The organism is Methylobacterium sp. E-016 (assembly GCF_022829745.1).
Taxonomy (GTDB): Bacteria; Pseudomonadota; Alphaproteobacteria; order Rhizobiales; family Beijerinckiaceae; genus Methylobacterium.
Map to the genome: position 1 here is coordinate 1 of NZ_JAKSYF010000182.1, position 22036 is coordinate 22036.

Sequence of the window (22036 nt, forward strand, 5' to 3'; positions counted from 1 at the left end):
CGGACGCTGCGTCGCCATGATCAGGTGGATGCCCGCCGCGCGCGCCATCTGCGCCAGGCGCTGGATCGCGCCTTCGATGTCCTTGCCGGCCACCATCATCAGGTCGGCCATCTCGTCGACCACGATCACGATGTAGGGCAGGGCCGCGAGGTCCATCGCCTCGTCCTCGAACACCGCCTCGCCGGTCTCGCGGTTGAAGCCGGTCTGGATCGTCCGCGTGATGGTCTCGCCCTTGGCGCGGGCCTCGGCCATCCGGGCGTTGTAGCCGTCGATGTTCCGGACCGCGATCTTGGACATCTTCTTGTAGCGCTCCTCCATCTCGCGCACCGCCCATTTGAGGGCGATGACCGCCTTCTTCGGGTCGATGACGACGGGGGAGAGCAGGTGCGGGATGCCGTCGTAGACCGACAGCTCCAGCATCTTCGGGTCGACCATGATCAGGCGGCACTCCTCCGGCTTCATCCGGTAGAGGAGCGAGAGGATCATGGTGTTGATCGCCACCGACTTGCCCGAGCCGGTGGTGCCGGCCACCAGCAGGTGCGGCATGCGGGCGAGATCGGCGATGATCGGCTCGCCGCCGATGTTTTTCCCCAAGCACAGCGCGAGCTTGTGCTTGCTGGCGAAGAAGTCCGGCGCCGAGAGCAGCTCGCGCAGAAAGACCGTCTCGCGGATCTCGTTCGGCAGCTCGATGCCGATGACGTTGCGGCCGGGCACGACGGCGACGCGGGCCGAGACCGCCGACATCGAGCGGGCGATGTCGTCCGACAGGCCGATGACGCGGGAGGACTTGGTGCCGGGCGCCGGCTCGAGCTCGTAGAGGGTCACGACCGGGCCGGGGCGCACCGCGAGGATGTCGCCGCGCACGCCGAAATCCTGAACCGTCTGCTGCAGGTTGAGGGCGTTCTGCTCCAGCACGTCGGCATCGACCTCGGGGCTCTCGCCGGGCACCGGCATGGCGAGGAGATCGAGGGCGGGAAGCTCGTAGTCGGCGTTCTCGACCGAGGCGATGGCGAAGTGCCGGCCGGCGGCGATCAGGTGTGGGCGGCCGACGATCGGCATCGCCGGGGCGGGGATCGCGGGCGCCTGGACGACCGGTTCGGCGTAGGCCTCCACGGGGGCGGGGACCTCCTCGGGCTCGGGGGCCGGCGCGACCGCGACCGGCTCCGGTGCCGGGGCGGCCTTGCCGCGCAGCAGCACGGGACGCGGCGGGATCGGGACGATCACCGGCGGCGCGGCGGCCGGCATCGCGAAGGACGGCTCGAAGGCGTGCACCGCGAAAGCATGCTCGCTGAAATCCGGCTCGGCGAAATCCGGCTCGGCAAAGTCCGGCTCGGCAAAGTCCGGCTCGGCGTTCTCGAAGCCAAGCTCGATCTCCGGCTCGCGGACCTCGGGCAGAGAGACCTCGGGCAGGAACGGTCGCGGCGAGGCGACCGCCGGCTCCATCGCGCGCGCGGGCCGAATCGCGGCGCGGGCGGCCATGGCCGACAGGACCGGTGCACGGCGGATCTCGACGGTCTCGGCAGGCGGCGGAGAGGGGAGGGGGGTTCCGGGTCCGAACACCAGCGACAGGGCCGGGCGGGCGGGCACAATCGGCTCGGCCCCATCCATACCGGCGTCGTCCGAGCGGCCGATGCCGCCCTGGCTGGCGTTGTCCTGACCGTGCGCGGGATGCAGCGGGCGGTCGAAGCGCACGAGACGGTCGAGGACGTAGACCGGAGCCGGCGGAAGCGAGCGCAGGTGGGAGATGTCGACCGGCACCGAGACGTAGCGCTCGGACGGGACGGACCCGGCCGGCGCGGCGACGGGAGCCGCCTGCGCTGCCTCGGCGCTCGGGTCCGTCTCCGGCATCGCATCGCGGTCACGACCCTGGGCGGCCTCGGGCTGGATCGCCTCCCAGGCCTCGGCCGAGGACCAGTCGCCGGCCTCGAACCACGGCTGGACGTCCGACCAGTCGGGCAGCTCCGACAGATCGCGGGCTTCCGCCGGCACGACCGGGGCGGGCGCGGTGCCCGCCGACAGCTCGACCGCCGGACGCGCCGGGCGGCGATCGGGCGTGCGGAAGAAGCGGACGCCGGGCGGCGGGACGAAGGGCTGGCGCCAGAGCGGCAGCGGCGGCCCGGGCGGGATCGCGCTGGCTTCGGCCGCGGCCTGCTCGGCCTCGGCGGCGGCGCGGGCCGCCTCGGCATCCGCCTGCGCCTGCGCCGCGCGCTCGGCGGCGTCGCGCTCGGCGGCCGCGGCCAGCATCGCGGCCTGGGCCTCGGCCCGCGCCAGGTCGAGGGCGTTGCGCTCGGCTTCCAGCGCGCGCTGGCGGCGCTCCTGCAGGATGGTGTCGGGGGTGCGGGTGTAGCGCACGGCCGAAGGGACGGGCGAAGCGACGGCTGAAGCCGTCGCGGAGCGGTCGGAGGGCCCCGGAACCGAGCGGGCGACGCCGCGCGGCCGGTCGATGTCCTCCGGCGTGATCGCGGCGGGCCGGCGCGGCGAGCGCACGAGCACGCCCGGCGAGGAGGCGGAGGCGTCGATCCGGCTCTCGGGCCGGGCGCCGTCGAGCATGTCGAGGGTCGCCCGGTCGTCGAAGATCTCGGCGGGCCAGGCATGGGCGAACACGGCATCCTGGCCGGCCCGCGAATCGGTCCAGCCGCCGGCATCCGGCTCGGCGCCGCGACCCAGCATCGCGTTCGGCGGCGTGAGCCAGCTCGGCGCCGGCCGGGTGCCGGCGATGGCGTAGCTCGGGCGCTGCGGCCCGCCGACGAGGCGCCGCGTCAGGCTGGCCCGCAGCGACATCAGCCGATGAGCCAGCGCGCCGAGCGTGAGGCTCGGGCGGTCGCCGCCGCGGCTGGGGCGAGAGGGGTCGCGATGAGAATAGGGAGGCCGTCCCGATGCGCGCATGGGTTCTCAAAAACTCGAAACACGGAAGGCCGTCCCGCCCGGAACGGTCGATCCGAGTTAGGCCGAACGTCGTTAACAGAGCCTTGAAACCGGTCCGGCGCGGGCCGCTGGAGGGGCGGGCCGCCAGGCGGTAAGGTGGCGCGGAACTCCTCCCTCGCGCGGGTCGTGACGCCCTTGGCACCCACCCAACTCCCACGGGACTTCCGGTCCCTCTACGCCCAGGGCTTCGCCCGCGTGGCCGCCTGCACCGGGCGCAGCCATCCGGCGAACCCCGAGCGCAACGCCGACGCGATCCTGGCGCTGGCGCAAGACTGTCACCGGCAAGGCGTCGCGGTGGCCGTGTTCCCGGAACTCGCCCTCTCGGCCTACGCCATCGAGGACCTGCTTCTGCAGGCGACGCTGCTCGATGCGGTCGAGGCGGCGGCGGAACGGCTGATCGCCGCCTCGGCGGCCCTGCGCCCCCTCCTCCTCGTCGGTGCGCCCGTGCGCTGGCGCAACCGGATCTACAACGCGGCGCTGGCGATCCAGGGCGGCCGCCTCCTCGGCATCGTCCCGAAGATCCACCTGCCGAACTACCGGGAGTTCTACGAGAAGCGCCACTTCGCCTCCGGCGCCGGCATCGCGGCCGAGACGGTGCGCTTCGCCGGGCACGCCGTCCCGTTCGGCGCCGACCAGCTGTTCGCGGCCGAGGACGTGCCGGGCTTGATCGTCGGCGTCGAGATCTGCGAGGACCTGTGGGTGCCCGACGCGCCGGGCATGCACGCCGCGCTCGCCGGCGCCACGGTGCTGGCGAACCTCTCGGGCAGCCCGATCACCGTCGGCCGCGCGGAGTCGCGCGCCCTGCTCTCGCGCGCCGCCTCGATGCGGGGCCTGTGCGCCTACGTCTACGCCGCCGCGGGGCTCGGCGAATCCACCACCGACCTGTCCTGGGACGGGCAGACCAGCATCGACGAGAACGGCGTGCGGCTGGCGGAAGGGCAGCGCTTCGCCGCCGGGCCGGTGGCGACGCTCGCCGACATCGACCTCGACCTGCTGGCCCAGGAGCGCCTGCAGGCCGGCAGCTTCGACGACAACGCGCGGCCGGGCTCCCGCCCGGCCTACCGCCGGGCGTCGTTCCGCCTCGATCCGCCGACCGGCGACCTCGGGCTGATCCGGCGGATCGAGCGGTTTCCCTTCGTGCCGGCCGATCCGGCCCGCCTCGCGCAGGATTGCTACGAGGCCTACAACATCCAGGTCGCGGGGCTGGCCCAGCGCCTCGAGGCCACCGGCACCCGCAGGGCCGTGATCGGCGTCTCGGGCGGCCTCGATTCGACCCACGCCCTCATCGTGATCGCCAAGGCGTTCGACCGGCTCGGGTATCCGCGCTCGGACATCCTGGCCTATACCCTGCCGGGCTTCGCCACCTCGGAGGCGACGAAGGGGAACGCGCACGCGCTGATGCGGGCGCTCGGCACCACCGCGGCCGAGATCGACATCCGACCCGCCGCGCGCCAGATGCTCGCCGACATGGGCCACCCCTACGCTGCGGGGGAAGCGGTCTACGACGTCACCTTCGAGAACGTGCAGGCGGGCCTGCGCACCGACTACCTGTTCCGGCTGGCCAACCACGCCGGCGCGATCGTCGTCGGCACCGGCGACCTGTCGGAGCTGGCGCTCGGCTGGTGCACCTACGGCGTCGGCGACCAGATGAGCCACTACGCCGTCAACGCCGGGGTGCCCAAGACCCTGATCCAGCACCTGATCCGCTGGACGATCGCCTCGGGCCAGTTCGGCACGGAGGAGGGGCGCGTGCTCAGCGCGGTGCTCGACACCGAGATCTCGCCCGAGCTGGTGCCCGCCGAGGCCGACGCGGCGCCGCAGAGCACCGAGGCCACGATCGGCCCCTACGCGCTGCAGGACTTCACGCTGTTCTATACGCTGCGCCACGGCTTCCGGCCCTCGAAGATCGCGTTCCTGGCCCTGCATGCCTGGGGAAATGCGGCGGCCGGCGCCTGGCCGCCGGATTTTCCCGCCGACAAGCGCGTCGCCTACGGCCTGCCCGAGATCCGGCGCTGGCTCGGGGTGTTCCTGTCCCGCTTCTTCGGGTTCAGCCAGTTCAAGCGCTCGGCCTTGCCGAACGGGCCGAAGGTCTCCGCCGGGGGCGCCCTCTCCCCGCGCGGCGACTGGCGCGCGCCGTCCGACGGCTCGGCCCGGATCTGGCTCGACGAGCTGGAGCGCAACGTCCCCGGAACCGGATCGACACAAACCGGACAGAGTGTGTGATTAACCACACGGTCAAGCCGGATCGTCGGGTACGACGGATCCGGCCAGAGGGGTCGGCCGAGCGGAGATTCTCCGATGCAGAGCTACAACCTGTTCCGCCTGAAGAGCGTCGAGGGTCTGTGCTGCGCCGTTCCCGAGTCCAGCCGCGTCCCGAGCTTCCTCGGCGGCGGCCGCTGGACCTTCGGGGGCAAGCTCGACGAGAGCTCGGGTCTCCCCCTCGATTTCGACGGCCGCGCCGCGCAGACCGGGGTCCGCTTCAACGGCTTCTACCTGTTCCAGACCGTAGACCGGCGCTTTTTATAGGTGAGCCGGGCGGAGTCGGCGATCGCGGCGAGCATTCCTTAAGGGGCGCCGTGGGACGATCGAGCCTGAATTTTCGGTCCTGAGGCTCGTTTCATGTCGTCGGAGAATCGCAACGAGGTCCGGCAGAGGGTGTTCCTCAAGGGACGCATCCTGTTCAACAACGGCTCCTCGAGCATGGATTGCCTCGTGCGGGACTTCTCCTCGACGGGTGCGCGTCTCGTGCTCAGCGAGACCGCGACGCTGCCGGAGATGTTCGACCTCTTCATCCCGCAGAAGGAGCGGACCTACCGCTCGGCGATGCGCTGGCGGCGCGCCGACGGCGTCGGGATCACCTTCGCGGTCGAGACGCCCAAGGCCGCGCCGGCGGTGCCCGCCGCCGAACCTGCAGCGGACGAGACCTCCATCGCCTTCCTGCTCCGCCGCGTGAGCGAGCTGGAGGCCGAGAATGCGGCCCTGCGCCGGCTCCTGACCGGGGTGGCGCCGACCGGTGCAGCGACCGCCGCCTGAGGCCTCAGCCCTTCAGGGCGTCGCGGATCCGCTGGGCGTGGTCCGCGAGCACCGCCGGATCGGCCATCCCGCCCTCGTGGCGCTGGAGCGGCACGCCCTCGAAGCGGGGCACGACGTGGACGTGGAGGTGGAACACCGTCTGCCCCCCGGCCGCCTCGTTGAACTGGAACACCGTCAGCCCGTCCGCCTTGAACGCCGCCTTCACCGCCCGTGCGACCGTCTGCACGCTGGCGGCGAGCGCGGCGAGCGAAGCGGGCTCGGCGTCGAGCAACCCGCGCGCGGGCGCCTTCGGGATCACCAGGGTGTGGCCAGGTCCCTGGGGCATCACGTCCATGAAGGCTAAAGTGTCGGCGTCCTCGTAGACCCGGTGCGCCGGAATCTCGCCGCGCAGGATCTTCGCGAAGATGTTGTCGGCGTCGTAGGTCGTATCCGGCATGCAGGCACCCGTGGTTGCGGCCTCCAGGATGCACCGGCCCGCCTCCGGCGTCCACGCCGCCGGAACTCCCCGGCGGTCCATGCGCTTGTGGTCGGATCGCTGCGGCCCAGCTGCGATCCGACCCGGCGATCGGACAGGACCCCACACGCATGGCACATGAGAGCACCGGCGCCATCTACACCGCCGCCGGCGCCAACCTCGCCATCGCCGTGGCGAAGTTCGTCGGCGCCTTCCTCACCGGCTCGACCGCCATGCTGGCCGAGGGCGCGCATTCGGTGGTGGACACCGCCAACCAGATCCTGCTGCTCGTCGGCCTGAAACGCGCAAAGAAGCCGGCGGATGCCAAGCACCCGTTCGGCTACGGCCGCGAGGTTTACTTCTACGCCTTCATCGTCGCGCTGCTGATCTTTCTCGGCGGCGGCATCTTCGCGATCTACGAGGGCGCCCACAAGATCCGGCATCCCGAGCCGGCGGCCGACGCGAGCCTGTTCGGCTACCCGCTGCCGGGGTTCTGGGTGAACGTCGCCATCCTCGGCTTCTCGGTCGCGGCGGAGGGCTATTCCTGCTTCGTCGCGATGCGCGCGTTCTGGGCCGAGAAGGGCGACCGCTCGCCGCTCAGCGCGATCCGGCGGAGCAAGGACCCGGCGCTGTTCACCATCCTGGTCGAGGACGTCGCCGCCCTGATCGGCCTGGTGATCGCGTTGACCGGCGTGGTGCTGGCGCACGTCCTCGACAGGCCGGCCCTCGACGGATGGTCGTCGGTCGGCATCGGCCTCGTGCTGGTCGGGATGGCGATCTTCCTGATGATCGAGACCCACGGCCTCCTGATCGGCGAGGCCGCCGACCCCGAGGTCGTCGCGGCGATCCAGGAGGTGGTTGGCGCGGAAGCGGGGGTGAACGCCGTCAACGAGGTGCTGACCCAGCACATGGGCCCGTCCGACATCCTGGTGAACGTCAGCCTCGACATGGCCGACGACCTCAGCGCGGGCGAGGTCGAACGGGTCTCGGCGCGCCTCGACCGCGACCTGAAGGCCCGCGTCCCGAACGTGACCCGCGTGTTCATCGAGGTGCAGGCGCGCGCGGCATCCGTACCCGCGATGGGCAGGGTCGCCGCCGAGGCGACGGCCGGCTGACGGTCTGGAAAAGCTCGGGTGCGCCCTACCGGGGCGCGTGCCCGACCTGCTGCAGGCTTAGCGCCCAGGTCCGCTCCTGCACGCGCTCGTCGCGGCTGTCGCGCGACGACCCCGTCTCGCGGCTGCGCGCGAAGTAGCGGCCGCTCACGCCCTCGACCGCCGGCGCGGTCGCCACGTGCAGCGTCGTCGTCGCGCCCTCGGCGGGCTTGGTGAGGAACGGCCGGATCAGGTTCCAGGCGAAGCCGAACGCGCCGCCGGTGTTCTTGGCGAAGCCGGTATCGATCACCCCCGGATGCAGGGCGTTCACCGTGACGGGCGTGCCGGCGAGGCGGCGGGCCAGAGCGTAGGTGAACAGCACGTTGCCGAGCTTGGCCTGGGCATACGCCCGCATCGGGCCGTAGGATCGTTCGGCCTGAAGATCGTCGAAGGCGATGCGGCCGCGGGTATGGGCGGCCGAGGCCACGTTGACGATCCGCGACGCGGCACCCGGCCGGCCAGAGGTTTTCAGCAGGTCGAGAAGCTCGAGGGTGAGCAGCACGTAGCCGAGATGATCGAGGGCCCAGGTGCGCTCCAACCCGTCGAGGGTGACGAGGCGACGGTCGAAGATCGCGCCGGCGTTGTTCACCAGCACGTCGAGGCGCGGGTAGGCGGCACGGACTTCGCCCGCCACACGCCGAATCTCGGTCTGCGACGAGAGGTCGGCAACGAAGGTGTCGACCGCCCCCCCGGGCACCGCGGCAGAAATCGCGCGCGCCGAGGCGGAGACCTTCCCCGCGTCCCGGCCGACGATGCCGACCCGGGCGCCGGCCTTCGCCAGCCCCAGGGCGGTCTCGTAGCCGATCCCGGAGGTGGCGCCGGTGACGAGGCAGGTGCGCCCGTTCAGGACGGCGCCCGGCCGCGTATCCGAGGCCACCGTCCGGGCCTCAGAACACCGCCTGCCCGACGGCGAAGGCGATGACCACGATGACGATGGCGATGACCAGGAAGATACCGAACAGGATGCGGGCGAGCGATCCGGCGCCCGAGGCGATCCCGGTGAAGCCGAGGCCGCCGGCGATCACCGAGACGACGAAGCAGATGAGGGCCCATTTGAGAAGGGTCATGCCGAACACTCCGGAACGAACCGGCGAACGGCCGGCAGGGAAGGCGACCGATCAATGCGGGCCAAGCTCAACCGTTCCCGCCCGCGCGCGCGTTCGATCCGTTATTTCTCGCCCTCGATTCGCGTCTCGTCCTTCGCCGGCTCGGCGCGCGCGAGCATGATCTCGGCGAGCGTGTGGTACAGCCCGGTGCGGCACACCGTCTTCGAGGCGGCGTCGGCGAGCACCGCCGCGATCATCAGCGGGATCATCAGCGCGTGATCCTGGGTCATCTCGGTGACGATGACGAAGGCGGTGATCGGCGCCTGCAGCACGCCGGCGAGGTAGGCGACCATGCCGGTGAGCACCAGCGCGCCGATCGGCACGCCCGGGAAGACGTCCTGCAGCATGCCCCCGAGGCCGGCCCCGACCGCGAGCGAGGGCGCGAACAGGCCGCCGGGGATCCCGCTGATCGCCGACAGGGCGGTGGCGCAGAACTTCAACGGCGCGAAGTCGAGCCGCGCCGCGGAATCGCCGTGCAGCAGCGCCTTCGCCTCCTCGTAGCCGGTTCCGTAGACCGACCCGCCCGAGGCGAGCCCGGCGAGCGCGACGCCGAGGCCGCAGAGGCCCGCGAAGGCGATCGGATGCCGGGCGATCCAGCGGCCGGCGCGGCCCGGCAGCCCGCGCGCGAACAGGATGACGAGGCGGCTGAACACGCCGCCGGCGAAGCCGCCCGCTGCTCCGAGGACGACGACGACGAGCCAGCCCTTGCCGAGCGGCAGCGTCACGTCGCTGGTCCCGAAATAGGTGTAGTTGCCGACGAGCCAGAGCGAGGTGAGGCCGGCCGCGACGATGCCGGCGACGATCAGGCCGGACGAGCGCGGCTCGTAGGCGCGGCCGAGCTCCTCGATCCCGAAGACGATGCCGGCCAGCGGCGTGTTGAAGGCGGCCGCGACGCCGGCCGCACCGCCGGCGAGGATCAGGCCGGGCAGCCGGTCCGGCGTCAGGCGCCCGACCGCGGCCATGATCGCCGCGCCGACCTGCACCGTCGGCCCCTCGCGGCCCGAGGAGGCGCCGCAGGCGAGCCCCAGCGTCATCACCACGATCTTGCCGAAGGCGACGCGGAGCGAGATCAGCCGGTGGCGAAAGCCCGGATCGCGGGTGTGGCGCGCCGCGATCACCTGCGGGATGCCGGAGCCCTGCGAGTTCGGGAACACCGTTCGCGCCAGCAGGGCGGCGAGCGCGAAGCCGGCGGGCGTCACGACGAGCGCCGCCAGCGGCGACACGCCGACGAGCGCCTTGAAGCCGACCTGCGCCGCGTCGGCGCATCGCGCCATCAGGACGGCGGCGAGGCCGACGCAGATGCCGCCGACCAGGAACAGCAGCCGTCCGCGCCAGAGCGGATAGGCCCCGATCGAGGCGCTGCGCAGGCGCGCGATCGACGCGCGGGTGCGGAAACGGGGCGGCATGGCGCGAGAACTCGACACGGACGGGGCACGCTCGCCTCGGCAAGCCGACCGGAGCCGGATTGCGTCAGCCCCCGTGGCTTAAAGCATTTTCGAACGCGGTGAATGCCGGCTCGCGTGAGAATAATGCGACTTCACGACAAGGCAGAGCATGTTCCCCGATCCGGTGACCTTGGAACATGCTCCCGCGAGGAGCTTGCCATGCCGCGAGGAGCAGGGCGGCTATTTCTCCGCCGCGCAGAGCGTCTCGACGGTCTTCACGTAGGACTTGGCATCGAACTTCTTGAGCGAGTTCTCGCTCTGATAGCGCACGGTGCCGAACACCTTGCGGCGCGCCCACGGGCGGTCGTGCAGGCCGTAGACCCAGGCGACGTTGGTGAACGAATTCGCATCGCGCCCGTCGAGGAAGTAGCGGTTGTTGATCCGCAGCGTCCGCTCGAAGCCGACCTTCGGCGAGGGCGACCATTCGAGGATCTTCTTGCCCCAGTACATGCGCAGCTGGTTGTGCATGTAGCCGGTCTCGCGCATCTCGGCCTGAGCGGCGTTCCAGTAGCGGTCGTGGGTCTCGCCGGCCGCGAGCTGCGCTTCGGTGTAGCGGTAGGGCCGCGGATCGTCCGCGTGCTCGGCCAGCGTCTTCTGCGCCCAGTCCGGCACCGCCTTGGCGTAGTCGTCGTAGCCGTCGGTGTAGAACACGTGGTTGGAGGCGAGCTCGCGCCGGACGATCAGCTCCTCGAGATACGCCCCGCGGTCGTCGCCGTCGCCGTCCTTGGCCGCGCGCACGGCGAGCGCGATCTCCACCGGCGAGATCTGGCCGAAATGCAGGTAGGGGCTCATGTGCGAGGCGGCCGCCGCCTCGGGCCGGTTGCGGCCGTTGCCGTAGCCGGACAGCCCGTCCGCCAGGAACGCCTTCAGGCGCTTGCGGGCCTGGGTCTCGCCGCCGACGAAGCGCTTCACCGGTGCGATCTCGGTGTCGAGGCTCATGCCGGCCAGGACCTTCATCGGGTCGGACACGTCGATCTCGCTCACGAGCTTCAGGCCGTCGGCCCCGTGCGCGACCTTGCGGGCCGAGAGCGGCTCCAGGAAGTCGTCCCAGAGCTTGTGCAGCTTGGGCCGAAGCGTGCGGGCGGCGAACTCGTGCTTGGAGGAGGCGACCTCGACCGGCACCACGACGTCGCCCTCGACCTGGACGACGCGGGCCTCGACCGCCTTCGCGATCTCGCCGTACCAGCGCTTCTGGATCGCGAGGTAGCCGCGATCGAGCACGAGGAGCGCCGCGTCGCGGGCGAGGTCGATGGCGATCTCGGCGGGCGAGGCCTTGCGCATCACGAAGCCGACGCCGCGCTTTTCGAGCCCAGACTTCGCATCGGCGAGCCCCTGCAGCAGGAAGGCGTAGTGCCGGGCGTTGGCCTCGGGGAACCCGTTGGCGCCGTCGAGGAGCCCGAAGCAGGCCACCACCGGCAGGCCAAGACGGTTGCCCTCCTCGATCGCGAATTCGAGCGCCGGATTGTGATGCGCCCGGTTCGCCTGCTGCAGCAGGTAGAGCACGTAGGTTCCGCCCTGCCGCGGTGCGGCATCATTGAGGACCCGGAAGCGCTTTTCGTGAATCGCCATGTCGTCGCGTCGTCCCCGTCCGGCTCGCATCGCCGAACCGTGTCGGCTCAGCTAGAGCGTGGAGCGCGATCGTCCCGCTGCACGCGAGACGCGATCGCTAGCGGTCCCGCCCGCTTCGACGCTCCGGCGGGGGGTGCTAAAAACCTGTTCCGAGTCATAGACTTACCGATTATCGACCGGCGGCAGACCGGCCATCGAAGGCCGAAAAACGGGTGCGCGCGCCTGCGACATTTTCAACATATGCCGCGATCGACCCGAGCCGGCCTGCGAGAAACGACAGGATCACTGACCGAAACCCCTTGCATTTCCGATCGGGAGGATCAGATTGTGCAGCGCGGGACGGCGATGGCGTCGCGGTCCTGTTGCCCTTCTTGGGCGTTTCCTCCCTAGACTTCGGGCCGCTCCTTCGGGAGTGGCCTTTTTTCTTGGGCGCGGTCGTCACGAGGCGCTGCGCCCGACGGTTGTGGTAAATCTGTCACTCTGCGCGCCGCGCCGACACCCCCGCCCCCTGGCCTCCCGCCGAGACCCGCCGCAGACTGCGCCCGCAGGCGCCGGAAGTGCGCCGCTGGGAGGAGATCCACATGCGCAAGCTCGGCGAGACGCTGGCGGTCGGGCTGTTCTGGGCCGCGACGGCGGTCGGTCCGTGCGGTGCCGTCGAGGTGCCGACCTTCGAGGTCGACCCGGCCTGGCCGAAGCCGCTGCCGAACGACTGGATCATGGGGCAGGCGGCCGGCGTCGCGGTCGATGCCCAGGACCATGTCTGGGTGGTCCAGCGCCCGCGCACGCTCACCGACGACGAGAAGGCGGCGAGCCTCGATCCGCCGCGGACCAAGTGCTGCAAGCCGGCGCCCCCGGTCCTCGAGTTCGACCAGGCCGGCACGGTGCTGCGCTCCTGGGGCGGGCCGGGGCAGGGCTACGACTGGCCCGAGAACGAGCACGGCATCCAGGTCGATCCGAAGGGCTTCGTCTGGATCGCCGGCAACGGCGCGAACGACGGGCAGCTGCTCAAGTTCACCGCCGACGGGCAATTCGTGATGCAGATCGGCAAGTCCGGGCCGCAGACCGACAGCCGCGACACCAGCCGGCTCGGCAAGCCCGCCAACGTCGACTTCGACGCGGCCGCCAACGAGGTCTACGTCGCCGACGGCTACTACAACCACCGCATCATCGTGTTCGATTCCGAAACCGGGGCGTTCAAGCGCATGTGGGGCGCCTACGGCCGGCCGCCGACCGACGACAAGCTGCCGCCCTACGATCCCGCCGCCGCGCCGTCGCAGCAATTCGCCAACCCGGTCCACTGCGTGAAGATCGCACGCGATGGGCTCGTCTACGTCTGCGACCGGACCAACGACCGCATCCAGGTCTTCAGGAAGGACGGCAGCTTCGTGAAGGAGATGTTCGTCGAGACCAACACCCGCGCCAACGGCTCGGTCTGGGAACTCGCCCTGTGGCCCGATGCCGACGAGAGCTTCCTCCTCAACGCCGACGGGGCGAACAACGAGGTCCGCACCCTGTCGCGCGCCACCGGGAAGACCCTCGGCGCCTTCGGCCGCAACGGGCGCGGCGCCGGGCAATTCCACTGGGTCCACAACCTCGCCGTCGACTCGCGCGGGAACGTGTTCACGACCGAGGTCGACACCGGCAAGCGCGCGCAGAAATTCCTCGCCTCCGGCACCTTCGTGCTGCGCAAGCGCACGCCCTGACGCCGGACGCGCCCGCGGCGCGTTCACGGCCGCTTTCTCGCGCGGATCCGTGCGATACTGTCGCCGGATACGAGCCTGGAAGAACCGTGAGCACGATGGACCCCTTCGGCGACCGAACCGTGCCGGCGGCGCTGGCCAAGCGCCGCGTCCTGCTCGTCGAGGACGACTACTTCATCGTCTCCGACCTGGCGCGCAGCTTCGAGGCGGGGGGCGCCGAGGTGGTCGGGCCGGCCGCCACCGTCGCCGACGGCCTGACGCTGCTCGCCGAGACGCGCGACCTCGATGCCGCCGTGCTCGACATCAACCTGCAGGGCGAGATGGTCTTCCCGCTGGCCGACGCGCTGGCGGCACGCGGCATCCCCTTCGTCTTCGCGACCGGCTACGACCGGGAGATGGTGCCGCCGCGCTACGCCGACGTCGCCCATTGCGAGAAGCCGGTGGGACCGGGCGCGATCGCCCGCGCGCTGTTCGGGGCCTGACCGTCCGATCAAAACAACCTACGCGTCGAGCCCGTCCTCGTCCGCCGACGGGCCGGGCACGATGCCGATCCTCGGCACCAGAGCGAAGCGGATCGTGAAGCGCAGGCCGCCGGGAGCGTAGGCCAGGGTCGTCTCCGCGCCGAACTCGTAGCGCAGCGTGTGCTCCAGCATCTCGGTGCCGAAGCCGCAGCGCGCGGGCTCGGCCGGCAGGTCGCGCAGCCCGGTCTCGGTCCAGGTGAGCGACAGGATCGGTGCCGCCGCGCCGGGCTCCAGGCGCCAGGCGACGGCGATGCGGCCGTCGGGGATCGTCAGCGCCCCGTATTCCATCGCGTTGTTGGCGAGCTCGTGGGCGGCGAGCGCGAACACCTCGGCGGCGCGGGGCGCCAGCAGAACCTTCGGCCCGTCGATCTCGACCTGCTCGCCCTCGCGGGCGAGGAGGGCCAGCAGCTCGTCGGCGAGGATCGAGTGCAGGTCGATGCCGCAGGACGGGGCGGTGATCCCCGCGCTCTGCACGCGGGCGATCGCCCCGAGGCGGCCGTCGAGGCGCATCAGGCACTCCTCGACGCTGCGATCGGTGTCCGCCGAGCGCCGGATGATCGCGCGGATCATCGCCAGGGTGTTGCGGGTCCGATGGAGGACCGCGACCATCGCCGGTGCGGTCGAGGTCGCCGGCGGCGATTCGAGGTCGAGCCCGGCCGCGCCGAGGTGCCGACGCAGGGCTGCGTTCTCGGCCTCGAGCGCGGCGATCCGACCGTCGATGGTCATCGGGCCCCGGTCCCTGTGAAGCGGTCGCTTCGTTCCGGGGCAGCTTGGTAGGTCTCGGCGTCCGGTGCGAGGCCGACCTCAGTTCGCATCGAGATGCGCGCCCTCGTGATCGAGGTGGAGGTATCCGGGGTCGAACAGGGCGAGCGCCATCAGCGCCGGCAGGTCGTGGATCGTCACGCGTCGGCCCTTCCAGGTAATCTGGCCCGCGCCGCGCAGCTCCTGGAGGGTTCGGTTCACGTGGACGCTCGACAGGCCGAGGGTGTCGGCGAGGTCGGCCTGCGTCACCGGCAGGTCGTAGGCCGTCCCCTCGGTGAGGCCGACCGCGCGCAGGCGCAGATACAATTCGCAGAGCAGGTGGGCAAGGCGCTCGACCGCCGAGCGCTGCCCGAGGCTGACGGTCCATTCCCTTTGAACGGCGGCGTTGTGCAGCATCTCCCACCACAGCGTCTCGGCGATGCGGGGCGAGGCCGCCGTCATGCCCTCGATGGTCTCCTGCGTGATCCGGGCCAGCGTCACCGGCGTCAGGGAAGCGACGGCGTGATCCATGCGGCGCAGGGTGAAGATGTGCGGGTCGCAGAGGTCGCCCGGCAGGAAGAACGCGATGATCTGCCGGCGCCCGTCCTGCAGCTGCTTGTAGCGGCAGGCCCAGCCTTCCAGGACGAGGTTGACGGCCCGCGGCTCGTCGCCCTCGTTGATGATGTCCTCGCGCGCGCCGAGCCGGCGGAGGTTCTGGGCGGTCGCGTCGGAGAGCGCCTTCCGATCCGCCAGGGAGAAGCGGGTGAAGTTCTCCAGCTTCCGAATGAAGGGATTGTTCATGCCGTCTCGAACCTGGCCGCCGCGCAGGCCGCGCCGGTCACGCCGCCTGACGGATACAGGTGTAACCTCTTGACGCTACAACTCATAGGGGCATCTCGATGCGGCAACGGACGCCGTCCGTCCCGAGCTCGAATCGGGCCTGGGCGCGAAGGCTGTAGCTCAGAGCCTTCTCGATCAGGTCGCGCCCGAAGCCGCGGCGCTCGGGAGCGGCCGGCATGACGACGCCGCTCTCGATCCAGTCGAGGACGAGCAGCCGCCCGCCGGCGGGACTCGCGCCCAAGGTCCATCCAATCGCCAGGCGCGCCTCGGCCTGCGACAGGGCACCGTGCTTGACCGCGTTGGTGGCCAGCTCATGCAGCGCGAGGGCGAAGGTCTGGACGTGCTCGAAGTCGAGGGCGACGGCCGGCCCCGAGACGGTGATCCGGTCGTTCTCCTCGCCGCCATGCGCACGCAGCTCGAGCCGCACCAGCTCGGCGAGGTCGACCGCACCGCTGTCGGAGCGGCCGAACAGGCCCTGCACCCGGCCGAGCGCCTTCAGCCGCTCGGCATAGCCCTCGACCGCCGGCCCGGTCCCGAGGGTCTGGCGGGCGATCGACTGGACCACCGCCAGGAGGTTGCGCGTCCGGTGCTGCAGCTCCGCGACCAGGACGCGCTGGCTCATCTCGACGCGGGCGAGCACCGTGACGTCCATGAAGCTGACGACGACGCCCTCGATCCGGTTCTCGCCGTTCCGGTAGGGCGCGAGCCGCACCAGGAAGCGTGCGGCGTCCTTGCCACGGTCGATCTGCCGCTCGATCGTGTCGCTGCCCCGCATGATCGCGGCGACGTCCTCGGCGAGGTTCGGCAGCGTCAGCCGGCCGGCGAAATCGGTGATCGGGCGGCCGCGGTCGCTCGGCAGGATGTTGAAGATCTCCGTCACCGCCGGGGTGTAGCTGCGGATCACCAGCTTCGCGTCCAGGAACACCGTCGCGATGTCGGTTCTGGCGAAGAGGTTGTGCAGGTCGGTGTTGGCGCGGTCCAGCGCCTCGACCTTGCCGTTCAGCTCGGCGTTGACCGTGTAGAGCTCCTCGTTGACCGATTGCAGCTCCTCCTTCGAGGCCTCCAGCTCCTCGTTGGTCGATTGCAGCTCCTCGTTGACCGAGACCAGCTCCTCGTTGGAGGATTTCAGCTCCTCCAGCGCGGTCTCGTACTCCTCGATCAGCGATTGCAGGCGCTCGCGGGTCTCGCGCAGCTCGCGCTCGAGCTGGAGCGCGACCTCGTCCTGGGCCGAGACCGAGCGCTTCTGCGCCGCCTCGCGGCTGATCGACGGCCCCTCGTCGCTGAACAGCACCAGGAACAGCGGTTCCTCGGAGCGCTGCGCCACCAGGGGCTCGACGGTCACGGTGACGATCTGCACGCGGCCGTCGTCGCCCTCCACGACGAGTCCCTCGCGCACCGCCTGAGCGTTGGTGTCGACCGCCTCGCGGAACGCCGCCCGGAGCTCGAGCCTGAGGCCCTTGCGCGCCATCGTCAGGAGCTGGCGGGTGGGAAGGCCCGGCGCCGCCTCGAGGTACTTGCCGGTCCGGTTCGAGTAGTAGACCACGTCGCCCTGGCGGTTGACGGCGACGTGGGGCGGCGAGAACCGCTCGAGAACCTGCACCTCGACCGAATGGCGAAGCGCCAGGCTGCTGCTGCCCGACTGACGCGGCCGCAGATCTCCGATCTGCGACATCGCGCGCAATCCGCTGAGGGCGAGCGGAACGCGCGGCTCCGTCGCGTGGTCGGCGCGGCTGCGGAAGATGCGGTGCTTCTTGTCGATCGGCGCGAACAGGTCGGCGAACTGGCTCAGGTTCTCCGACATGCCGAGGAAGAGGAAGCCGCCGGGCTTCAGCGCGTAGTGGAAGGTCGGCAGCACCTGGTTCTGGATGCTGAGCCCGAAATAGATCAGCAGGTTCCGGCACGAGACCATGTCGAGCCGCGAGAACGGCGGGTCGCGGATGACGCTGTGGGGCGAGAAGATGCACAGGTCGCGCACCGGCTTGGTCAGCACGAAGCTCGCCCCGTCCCGCACGAAGAAGCGGCGGCGGCGCTCGGGCGAGACGCCGTCGAGCAGCTGCTCCGGATAGCGGCCGGTCCGCGCGACGCCGAGGGCGTGCTCGTCGATGTCGGTGGCGAAGATCTGCACGCGGCAGACCGCGCTCAGCGTCTCCATGTGCTCCAGCATCAGGATCGCGAGCGAGAACACCTCCTCGCCGGTGGCGCAGCCCGGCACCCAGACCCGGACGGTCTGGTCGGCGCCGCGGCCCTCGAAGAGCTTCGGGATGACGCTCTCGCTCAGGACGGCGAAGGCGTCGGCGTCGCGGAAGAACGTGGTCACGTTGATCAGGAGGTCGCGGAACAAGGCCGAGACCTCGGCCGGATCCCGGCGGAGCCGCTCGACGTAGGCGGCGACGGCCTCGACCTGGAGGATCTGCATCCGGCGCTGGACCCGGCGCAGGAAGGTCTTGGTCTTGTAGCCGCCGAAATCGTGCCCGACCTGGGCGCGCAGGATCGCGTAGATCTCGCCGCGCAGCTCGTCGGGAGACCGGCCGGCCTCGTCGGGACCGCCGCCGGTCAGGATCGCATCGGTCATCGACAGGCTTCGGCGATAGGCGACGAGCTTGTCGCCCATCTCGTGGGAGGGAACGCCGAAATCGACGTACCCGGTCGCGATCGCGCTGGAGGGCATCTCCGGGTGCTGCGGCCCGTCGCCGTTGGCGACCTGGGCCAGCGTGATGCCGCCATGCTCCTTGATCGCCTTGATGCCGAGCGTCCCGTCCGAATCGCCCCCCGACAGGATGACGCCGCCGGAATACTCGCCCTGGTCGGCCGCCAGGGCGCTGAGAAAGATGTCGACCGGGTGCCGCTCGCGCTGGTCGGCGCCCTGGCGCTGCACGACGAGGATCCCGTTGCGGATGCCGACGACGGCATCGGCCGGCAGGACGTAGACATGGTTCTCCGCGACCGCGTGGCCGTCGGCGGCCACCTCGACCGGAAGGTCGGTGAACCGCGAGACGATCTCGTGGAGGACGCTCTCGCGCCACGGGCTCAGATGCGTCACGATGACGATCCCGAGCCCCGGCAGGCTCGGCATGCCGCGGAAGAAGCCCTCCAGCGCCTCGATCCCGCCGGCGGAGGCCCCGACGCCGACGATCAGGCAACGCCCGGAGCGCTCCGGCACCTCGTCGAAGGTCTCGGGAACGAGATCGTCATCGGGCATCATCGAACGCTGTTCCGCGACAGTTTCGGCGCGATCCCGCGACGGCTTGGGACTTGCAGCCGCGGGCAAACCTCCGAGGATCGCGATCTTGCCACGAAAACCGAAACTGCGGCACCGCGCTTATCCGCGCGCCCGCGCTCGTATCATGAAATTGTCGTAGGTATACTCCGCCACCTGAAACCAGAGATATTCCTCGTTGCGGAAGGTCTTCATCGCTTCGTAGATGCGGCGGAAGTCTGGGTTCTTGCCCGCGATCTCGGCGTAGACGTCGTTGGCGGCCTTCAGCGCCGCCTCCATCACGTCCTGCGGGAACGGGCGGAGCTGCGCCCCGGTCGCCACCAGCCGGCGGAGCGCACCCGGGTTGCGGGCGTCGTACTTGGCCTGGACGTCCGCGGCGACCTCGGCCGAGGCCGCCTGGAGGATTGCCCGGTAGGGCTTGGGCAGCGCCTTCCACGTCTCGGCATTGAGCCAGAAGTGCAGCATGGCGCCGCCCTCCCAGAATCCGGGATAATGGTAGATCGGCGCGGCCTTCTGCAGGCCGAGGCGCTCGTCGTCGTAGGGGCCGATCCACTCGGCGGCGTCGAGGCGCTTGGCCTCGAGCGCGGCCGCGATCTCCGGCCCCGGGACCGCCTGCGGCACGGCGCCGAGCTTGGCCAGGACCTGCGCCCCGAGGCCGCCGATGCGGATCTTCAAGCCCTGGAGGTCGGCGACCGTCTTGATCTCGCGCCGGAACCAGCCGCCCATCTGGGCGCCGGTGTTGCCCCCCGGCAGGCTCGCCAGGCCGTTCTTCGCGAGCAGGTCGGCGAACAGGTCGTTGGCGCCGCCGGCGAGCCACCACGCGTTCTGGCCGCGGGCGTTGAGGCCGAAGGGCAGCGCGGTCGCGAGCGCGAGCGTCGGATCCTTGCCGGCCGCGACGGTGGCCGGCCCGTGACCCATCTCGACGGTTCCGGCCGCGACCGCATCGAGAAGCCCGTCGGCCGGCACCGGCTCGCCGGGACCCGTCACCTGGATCGCGAAGCGGCCGTCGGTCGCCTCGCCGACGATGCGGGCGAGCGTCTCCGACGCGCCGAACAGGATGTCGAGGTTCTTCGGGAAGGCCGAGGCGAGCCGCCAACGGACCTCGGGACCGCCCTGGGCCGGGGTGGCGGCAAGTGCTGGGGAAGCAAGAGCGGGGGAGGCGAGGGCGGCTCCGAGCCCAGCGGTGAGGAGCGCACGTCGCTTCACGGTCGTCATGGCACCTCCCTCGGCATCGGCTGCGATCCCGCGGCCCCTAGCATGTCCGGTGCGGGTCTCGAAACCGTCGACGTGCCGTGCTAGGCCCCGCCGTCGTGACACCCGCCTCCATCACCCTCCACACCGTCTGCGGACTGGAAGAGCTCGCGCGCCACGGCGACCGCGGCGTCGACCGCGTGCTGTCGCTGCTGGATCCGGGCACGCCGGAGCCGGCGGACTTCGCCGCCTACGGCCCCCATCGGCGCACGACCCTGCACTTCCACGACTGCCTCGGACCGGGCGAGGGGCTGGTCCCGCCGGAGCCCGAGCACGTCGCCGCGATCCTGGCCTTCGGGCGCGACCGCGAGGCGGGACCTGCCGCGCATCTCCTCGTCCACTGCCATTACGGCCTGTCGCGCTCGACCGCGGCGCTGCTGATCCTGATGAGCGACGCCGAGCCGGAGGCCGACGCCGAGGTGCTGGTCCGGCGCCTGCACGCGATCCGCGAGCCGGCCTGGCCGAACGCGCGGATGATCGGCTTCGCGGACGCGATGCTCGACCGCCGGGGCACGCTCGACGCGGCGGTGCGGCGCCTGCACAAGCTTCAGCTCGGCGTACGCCCGCACCTCGCCGAATTGCTGCGCGGCCTCGGCCGCGGGCCCGAGGTCGACGCCGCCGAGGCCGCCTGAGCGGACGGGCTACTTCGGCGCGGGGGTGAAGACGCCGTCCTTCCAGACGTAGAGCACGTAGCCCTGGGCGGTGACGTCGCCCTTTCCGTCGAAGCCGACGGTCCCGAGCACGAGGTCGAAGCGCTCGGCGTGCAGCGTCGCGGCGATGCGCCTGGGGTCCTGCGTGTGGGCGAAGTTGGCTGCCGCGACCAGCGCCTGCAGCGCGGCATAGCCGTAGATCGTCGAGCCCGTCGGGTCGCCGCCCTCGGCCTTGAACGCCTTCACCACCTCGGCCGCCGCCGGCTGGCGGCTCGGGTCGAGATAGAAGGTCATCAGCACGCCGTTGCTCGCCCCGCCGGCGATCTTGGCGAAATCCGACGTGGCGATCGCGGAGGTGCCGAACCATTGCGGCCGGAAGCCGCGCTCGGCCGAGATCCGCACGAGCCGGCCCATCTCGGCGGCGTCGCCGCCGTAATAGGCGACCTCGATGCCGGCCGCCTTCAGCCGGTCGGCCAAGGCCGCGTCGTCGGCATCGCTCGGCGAGAAGGCGGAGAGCAGCGCCTCGTTGATGCCGATGCGGTTGAGGTTGTCCTTGGTCGCCGTGGCGAGCGCGCGCGCGGCCGGCGTCAGGTCCTGGAGCAGGGCGATCTTGCGGTCGCGGAAGCGCTCGGCCAGCACGATCGCCGAGAGGCGCGCCTGGTCGTCGTCGCGGCCGCAGACGCGGAAGATCGTCGGCAGACCGCGATCGGTCAGCCTCGCCGAGACCGAGGCCGCGGTGATCATCGCGACGCCGTTCTGGCTGTAGATTTCCGAGGCCGCAAGCGACGCGTTCGAGCACACGTGCCCGACGACGAGGCCCACGTCGGACCGCACGAAGTGGTTGGCGACCGCCGTGGCGGTGTTGGAATCGCAGGCGTCGTCCTGCACGTCGAGGCGGATGGCCTGCCCGTCGAGGCCGCCCTTCGCGTTGGCGTCGCGGGCCGCCGCCTCGACGCCGCGCAGCACCTGCTCGCCGACCGAGACGTAGGCGCCCGAGCGCGGGACCGCGACGCCGACCACCACGTCGGCGCAGGCGGGAAACACGCTCAGCACCGCCAGCGCGAGGCCGGCACGGAGGCTGCGGATGCGGGACTGGGCCAGGGTCGGGTCGAACCGGGAAGCGCGTCCGATCGTCATCAGGCCCCTTCTCGGCATCGACGCACCTCCGGCACGGCAGCGTACCAAACACCGAGCCGCGTCCCGGACGGCCGCCTGTTTCCGGGAAAACCCGCGATCGGGCAAGTCGACCGGCGACGCATCGCGCACGGAGGCACCGCGTCGGGCGGGGAAAACGCCTACCGTGAGTAGGCGTAGACGGAGGCTGCGGATGCGACGGGGCCTGCGACGGTGGAGAAGACGCTGACGACCTTGGAGACTTCGGTGAAGGGGGCGTTGGAGACGTAGACGAGGTCGCGGTTTCGCATGCGGAAGGC

Annotated in this window: 18 protein-coding genes and 1 pseudogene; 7 read left to right on the forward strand and 12 right to left on the reverse strand. The window is 71.1% G+C overall.

The genetic code is table 11. From position 1 onward, the window contains the following. Nucleotides 1-2886, reverse strand: a 2886-nt coding sequence (locus MKK68_RS26385; protein WP_409567330.1) for a DNA translocase FtsK, incomplete at its 3' end; no start/stop codon positions are given. 174 nt (nucleotides 2887-3060) lie between these two features. On the opposite strand from MKK68_RS26385, the gene MKK68_RS26390 reads away from it, so the two are divergent. The 3 genes from MKK68_RS26390 (at nucleotide 3061) to MKK68_RS26400 (ending at nucleotide 5958) form a co-directional block, all read left to right on the forward strand. After that, nucleotides 3061-5148 (forward strand): NAD(+) synthase, encoded by a 2088-nt coding sequence (locus tag MKK68_RS26390; RefSeq protein WP_279592964.1) that lies wholly within the window; start codon nucleotides 3061-3063, stop codon nucleotides 5146-5148. A 75-nt stretch (nucleotides 5149-5223) separates the two neighbouring features. Beyond that, nucleotides 5224-5451, forward strand: coding sequence for a hypothetical protein (locus MKK68_RS26395; protein WP_147725599.1), 228 nt, complete (start codon nucleotides 5224-5226; stop codon nucleotides 5449-5451). Nucleotides 5452-5544: 93 nt separating this feature from the next. Next, complete coding sequence (locus MKK68_RS26400) at nucleotides 5545-5958, forward strand: PilZ domain-containing protein (RefSeq protein WP_147843922.1); 414 nt, start codon at nucleotides 5545-5547, stop codon at nucleotides 5956-5958. A 4-nt stretch (nucleotides 5959-5962) separates the two neighbouring features. Here the strand turns inward: MKK68_RS26400 and MKK68_RS26405 are convergent, their stop codons facing one another. After that, nucleotides 5963-6394: an HIT family protein gene (locus tag MKK68_RS26405; RefSeq protein ID WP_243931707.1), complete on the reverse strand. Its 432-nt coding sequence runs from the start codon at nucleotides 6392-6394 to the stop codon at nucleotides 5963-5965. Between the two features lie 149 nt (nucleotides 6395-6543). On the opposite strand from MKK68_RS26405, the gene MKK68_RS26410 reads away from it, so the two are divergent. Continuing rightward, nucleotides 6544-7527: a cation diffusion facilitator family transporter gene (locus MKK68_RS26410; protein ID WP_244033431.1), complete on the forward strand. Its 984-nt coding sequence runs from the start codon at nucleotides 6544-6546 to the stop codon at nucleotides 7525-7527. Nucleotides 7528-7552: 25 nt separating this feature from the next. On the opposite strand, the gene MKK68_RS26415 is transcribed toward MKK68_RS26410, so the two are convergent. The 4 genes from MKK68_RS26415 to MKK68_RS26430 all read right to left on the reverse strand — a co-directional run bounded on the left by MKK68_RS26415 (nucleotide 7553) and on the right by MKK68_RS26430 (nucleotide 11683). Continuing rightward, entirely contained in the window at nucleotides 7553-8410 is an 858-nt protein-coding gene (locus tag MKK68_RS26415) for an SDR family NAD(P)-dependent oxidoreductase (RefSeq protein WP_244033438.1), read from the reverse strand. 40 nt (nucleotides 8411-8450) lie between these two features. Then, a complete protein-coding gene (locus MKK68_RS26420; RefSeq protein ID WP_147752961.1) occupies nucleotides 8451-8630 on the reverse strand; it encodes a DUF1328 domain-containing protein in 180 nt (59 codons plus the stop codon). Nucleotides 8631-8731: 101 nt separating this feature from the next. Next, a complete protein-coding gene (locus tag MKK68_RS26425) occupies nucleotides 8732-10075 on the reverse strand; it encodes a chloride channel protein (protein ID WP_244033432.1) in 1344 nt (447 codons plus the stop codon). A gap of 219 nt (nucleotides 10076-10294) precedes the next feature. Further along, nucleotides 10295-11683 carry a deoxyribodipyrimidine photo-lyase gene (locus tag MKK68_RS26430; RefSeq protein WP_244033433.1) on the reverse strand — a complete coding sequence of 463 codons (1389 nt, stop codon included), beginning with the start codon at nucleotides 11681-11683 and terminating at the stop codon, nucleotides 10295-10297. Between the two features lie 581 nt (nucleotides 11684-12264). Between MKK68_RS26430 and MKK68_RS26435 the strand changes: the two genes are divergently transcribed. Beyond that, nucleotides 12265-13386: a hypothetical protein gene (locus MKK68_RS26435; RefSeq protein ID WP_244033434.1), complete on the forward strand. Its 1122-nt coding sequence runs from the start codon at nucleotides 12265-12267 to the stop codon at nucleotides 13384-13386. A gap of 95 nt (nucleotides 13387-13481) precedes the next feature. Next, entirely contained in the window at nucleotides 13482-13865 is a 384-nt protein-coding gene (locus MKK68_RS26440) for a response regulator (protein WP_244033439.1), read from the forward strand. A gap of 18 nt (nucleotides 13866-13883) precedes the next feature. Here the strand turns inward: MKK68_RS26440 and MKK68_RS26445 are convergent, their stop codons facing one another. From MKK68_RS26445 to MKK68_RS26460, 4 genes are all read right to left on the reverse strand, one after another. Further along, nucleotides 13884-14630 (reverse strand): sensor histidine kinase, encoded by a 747-nt coding sequence (locus MKK68_RS26445; protein ID WP_244033435.1) that lies wholly within the window; start codon nucleotides 14628-14630, stop codon nucleotides 13884-13886. Nucleotides 14631-14708: 78 nt separating this feature from the next. Continuing rightward, complete coding sequence (locus MKK68_RS26450; protein WP_147843358.1) at nucleotides 14709-15446, reverse strand: Crp/Fnr family transcriptional regulator; 738 nt, start codon at nucleotides 15444-15446, stop codon at nucleotides 14709-14711. Nucleotides 15447-15528: 82 nt separating this feature from the next. Beyond that, on the reverse strand, nucleotides 15529-18687 hold the full coding sequence (locus MKK68_RS26455; RefSeq protein ID WP_244033436.1) for a CheR family methyltransferase: 3159 nt from the start codon (nucleotides 18685-18687) through the stop codon (nucleotides 15529-15531). A 117-nt stretch (nucleotides 18688-18804) separates the two neighbouring features. Beyond that, on the reverse strand, nucleotides 18805-19917 hold the full coding sequence (locus MKK68_RS26460; protein ID WP_147725609.1) for a TRAP transporter substrate-binding protein: 1113 nt from the start codon (nucleotides 19915-19917) through the stop codon (nucleotides 18805-18807). A gap of 95 nt (nucleotides 19918-20012) precedes the next feature. Here MKK68_RS26460 and MKK68_RS26465 point away from each other — a divergent pair, with 95 nt between their 5' ends. Further along, the gene (locus MKK68_RS26465) at nucleotides 20013-20585 is read left to right on the forward strand and encodes a tyrosine phosphatase family protein (protein ID WP_243931688.1); all 573 of its coding nucleotides are present in this window, start codon (nucleotides 20013-20015) and stop codon (nucleotides 20583-20585) included. Between the two features lie 9 nt (nucleotides 20586-20594). Here MKK68_RS26465 and MKK68_RS26470 read toward each other — a convergent pair whose 3' ends face one another. After that, entirely contained in the window at nucleotides 20595-21740 is a 1146-nt protein-coding gene (locus MKK68_RS26470) for a branched-chain amino acid ABC transporter substrate-binding protein (RefSeq protein WP_243931686.1), read from the reverse strand. 158 nt (nucleotides 21741-21898) lie between these two features. After that, nucleotides 21899-22036 (reverse strand): annotated as a pseudogene (locus MKK68_RS26475) (sugar transporter); the annotation flags it as partial.

What these genes read in the sequence shown, in the direction of transcription:
- MKK68_RS26395 (WP_147725599.1), top strand. Translation starts at nt 5,224, where the DNA reads ATGCAGAGCTACAACCTGTTCCGCCTGAAGAGCGTCGAGGGTCTGTGC.
- MKK68_RS26400 (WP_147843922.1), top strand. Translation starts at nt 5,545, where the DNA reads ATGTCGTCGGAGAATCGCAACGAGGTCCGGCAGAGGGTGTTCCTCAAG.
- MKK68_RS26405 (WP_243931707.1), bottom strand. Translation starts at nt 6,394, where the DNA reads ATGCCGGATACGACCTACGACGCCGACAACATCTTCGCGAAGATCCTG.
- MKK68_RS26410 (WP_244033431.1), top strand. Translation starts at nt 6,544, where the DNA reads ATGGCACATGAGAGCACCGGCGCCATCTACACCGCCGCCGGCGCCAAC.
- MKK68_RS26420 (WP_147752961.1), bottom strand. Translation starts at nt 8,630, where the DNA reads ATGACCCTTCTCAAATGGGCCCTCATCTGCTTCGTCGTCTCGGTGATC.
- MKK68_RS26425 (WP_244033432.1), bottom strand. Translation starts at nt 10,075, where the DNA reads ATGCCGCCCCGTTTCCGCACCCGCGCGTCGATCGCGCGCCTGCGCAGC.
- MKK68_RS26430 (WP_244033433.1), bottom strand. Translation starts at nt 11,683, where the DNA reads ATGGCGATTCACGAAAAGCGCTTCCGGGTCCTCAATGATGCCGCACCG.
- MKK68_RS26435 (WP_244033434.1), top strand. Translation starts at nt 12,265, where the DNA reads ATGCGCAAGCTCGGCGAGACGCTGGCGGTCGGGCTGTTCTGGGCCGCG.
- MKK68_RS26440 (WP_244033439.1), top strand. Translation starts at nt 13,482, where the DNA reads ATGGACCCCTTCGGCGACCGAACCGTGCCGGCGGCGCTGGCCAAGCGC.
- MKK68_RS26445 (WP_244033435.1), bottom strand. Translation starts at nt 14,630, where the DNA reads ATGACCATCGACGGTCGGATCGCCGCGCTCGAGGCCGAGAACGCAGCC.
- MKK68_RS26450 (WP_147843358.1), bottom strand. Translation starts at nt 15,446, where the DNA reads ATGAACAATCCCTTCATTCGGAAGCTGGAGAACTTCACCCGCTTCTCC.
- MKK68_RS26455 (WP_244033436.1), bottom strand. Translation starts at nt 18,687, where the DNA reads ATGATGCCCGATGACGATCTCGTTCCCGAGACCTTCGACGAGGTGCCG.
- MKK68_RS26460 (WP_147725609.1), bottom strand. Translation starts at nt 19,917, where the DNA reads ATGACGACCGTGAAGCGACGTGCGCTCCTCACCGCTGGGCTCGGAGCC.
- MKK68_RS26470 (WP_243931686.1), bottom strand. Translation starts at nt 21,740, where the DNA reads ATGACGATCGGACGCGCTTCCCGGTTCGACCCGACCCTGGCCCAGTCC.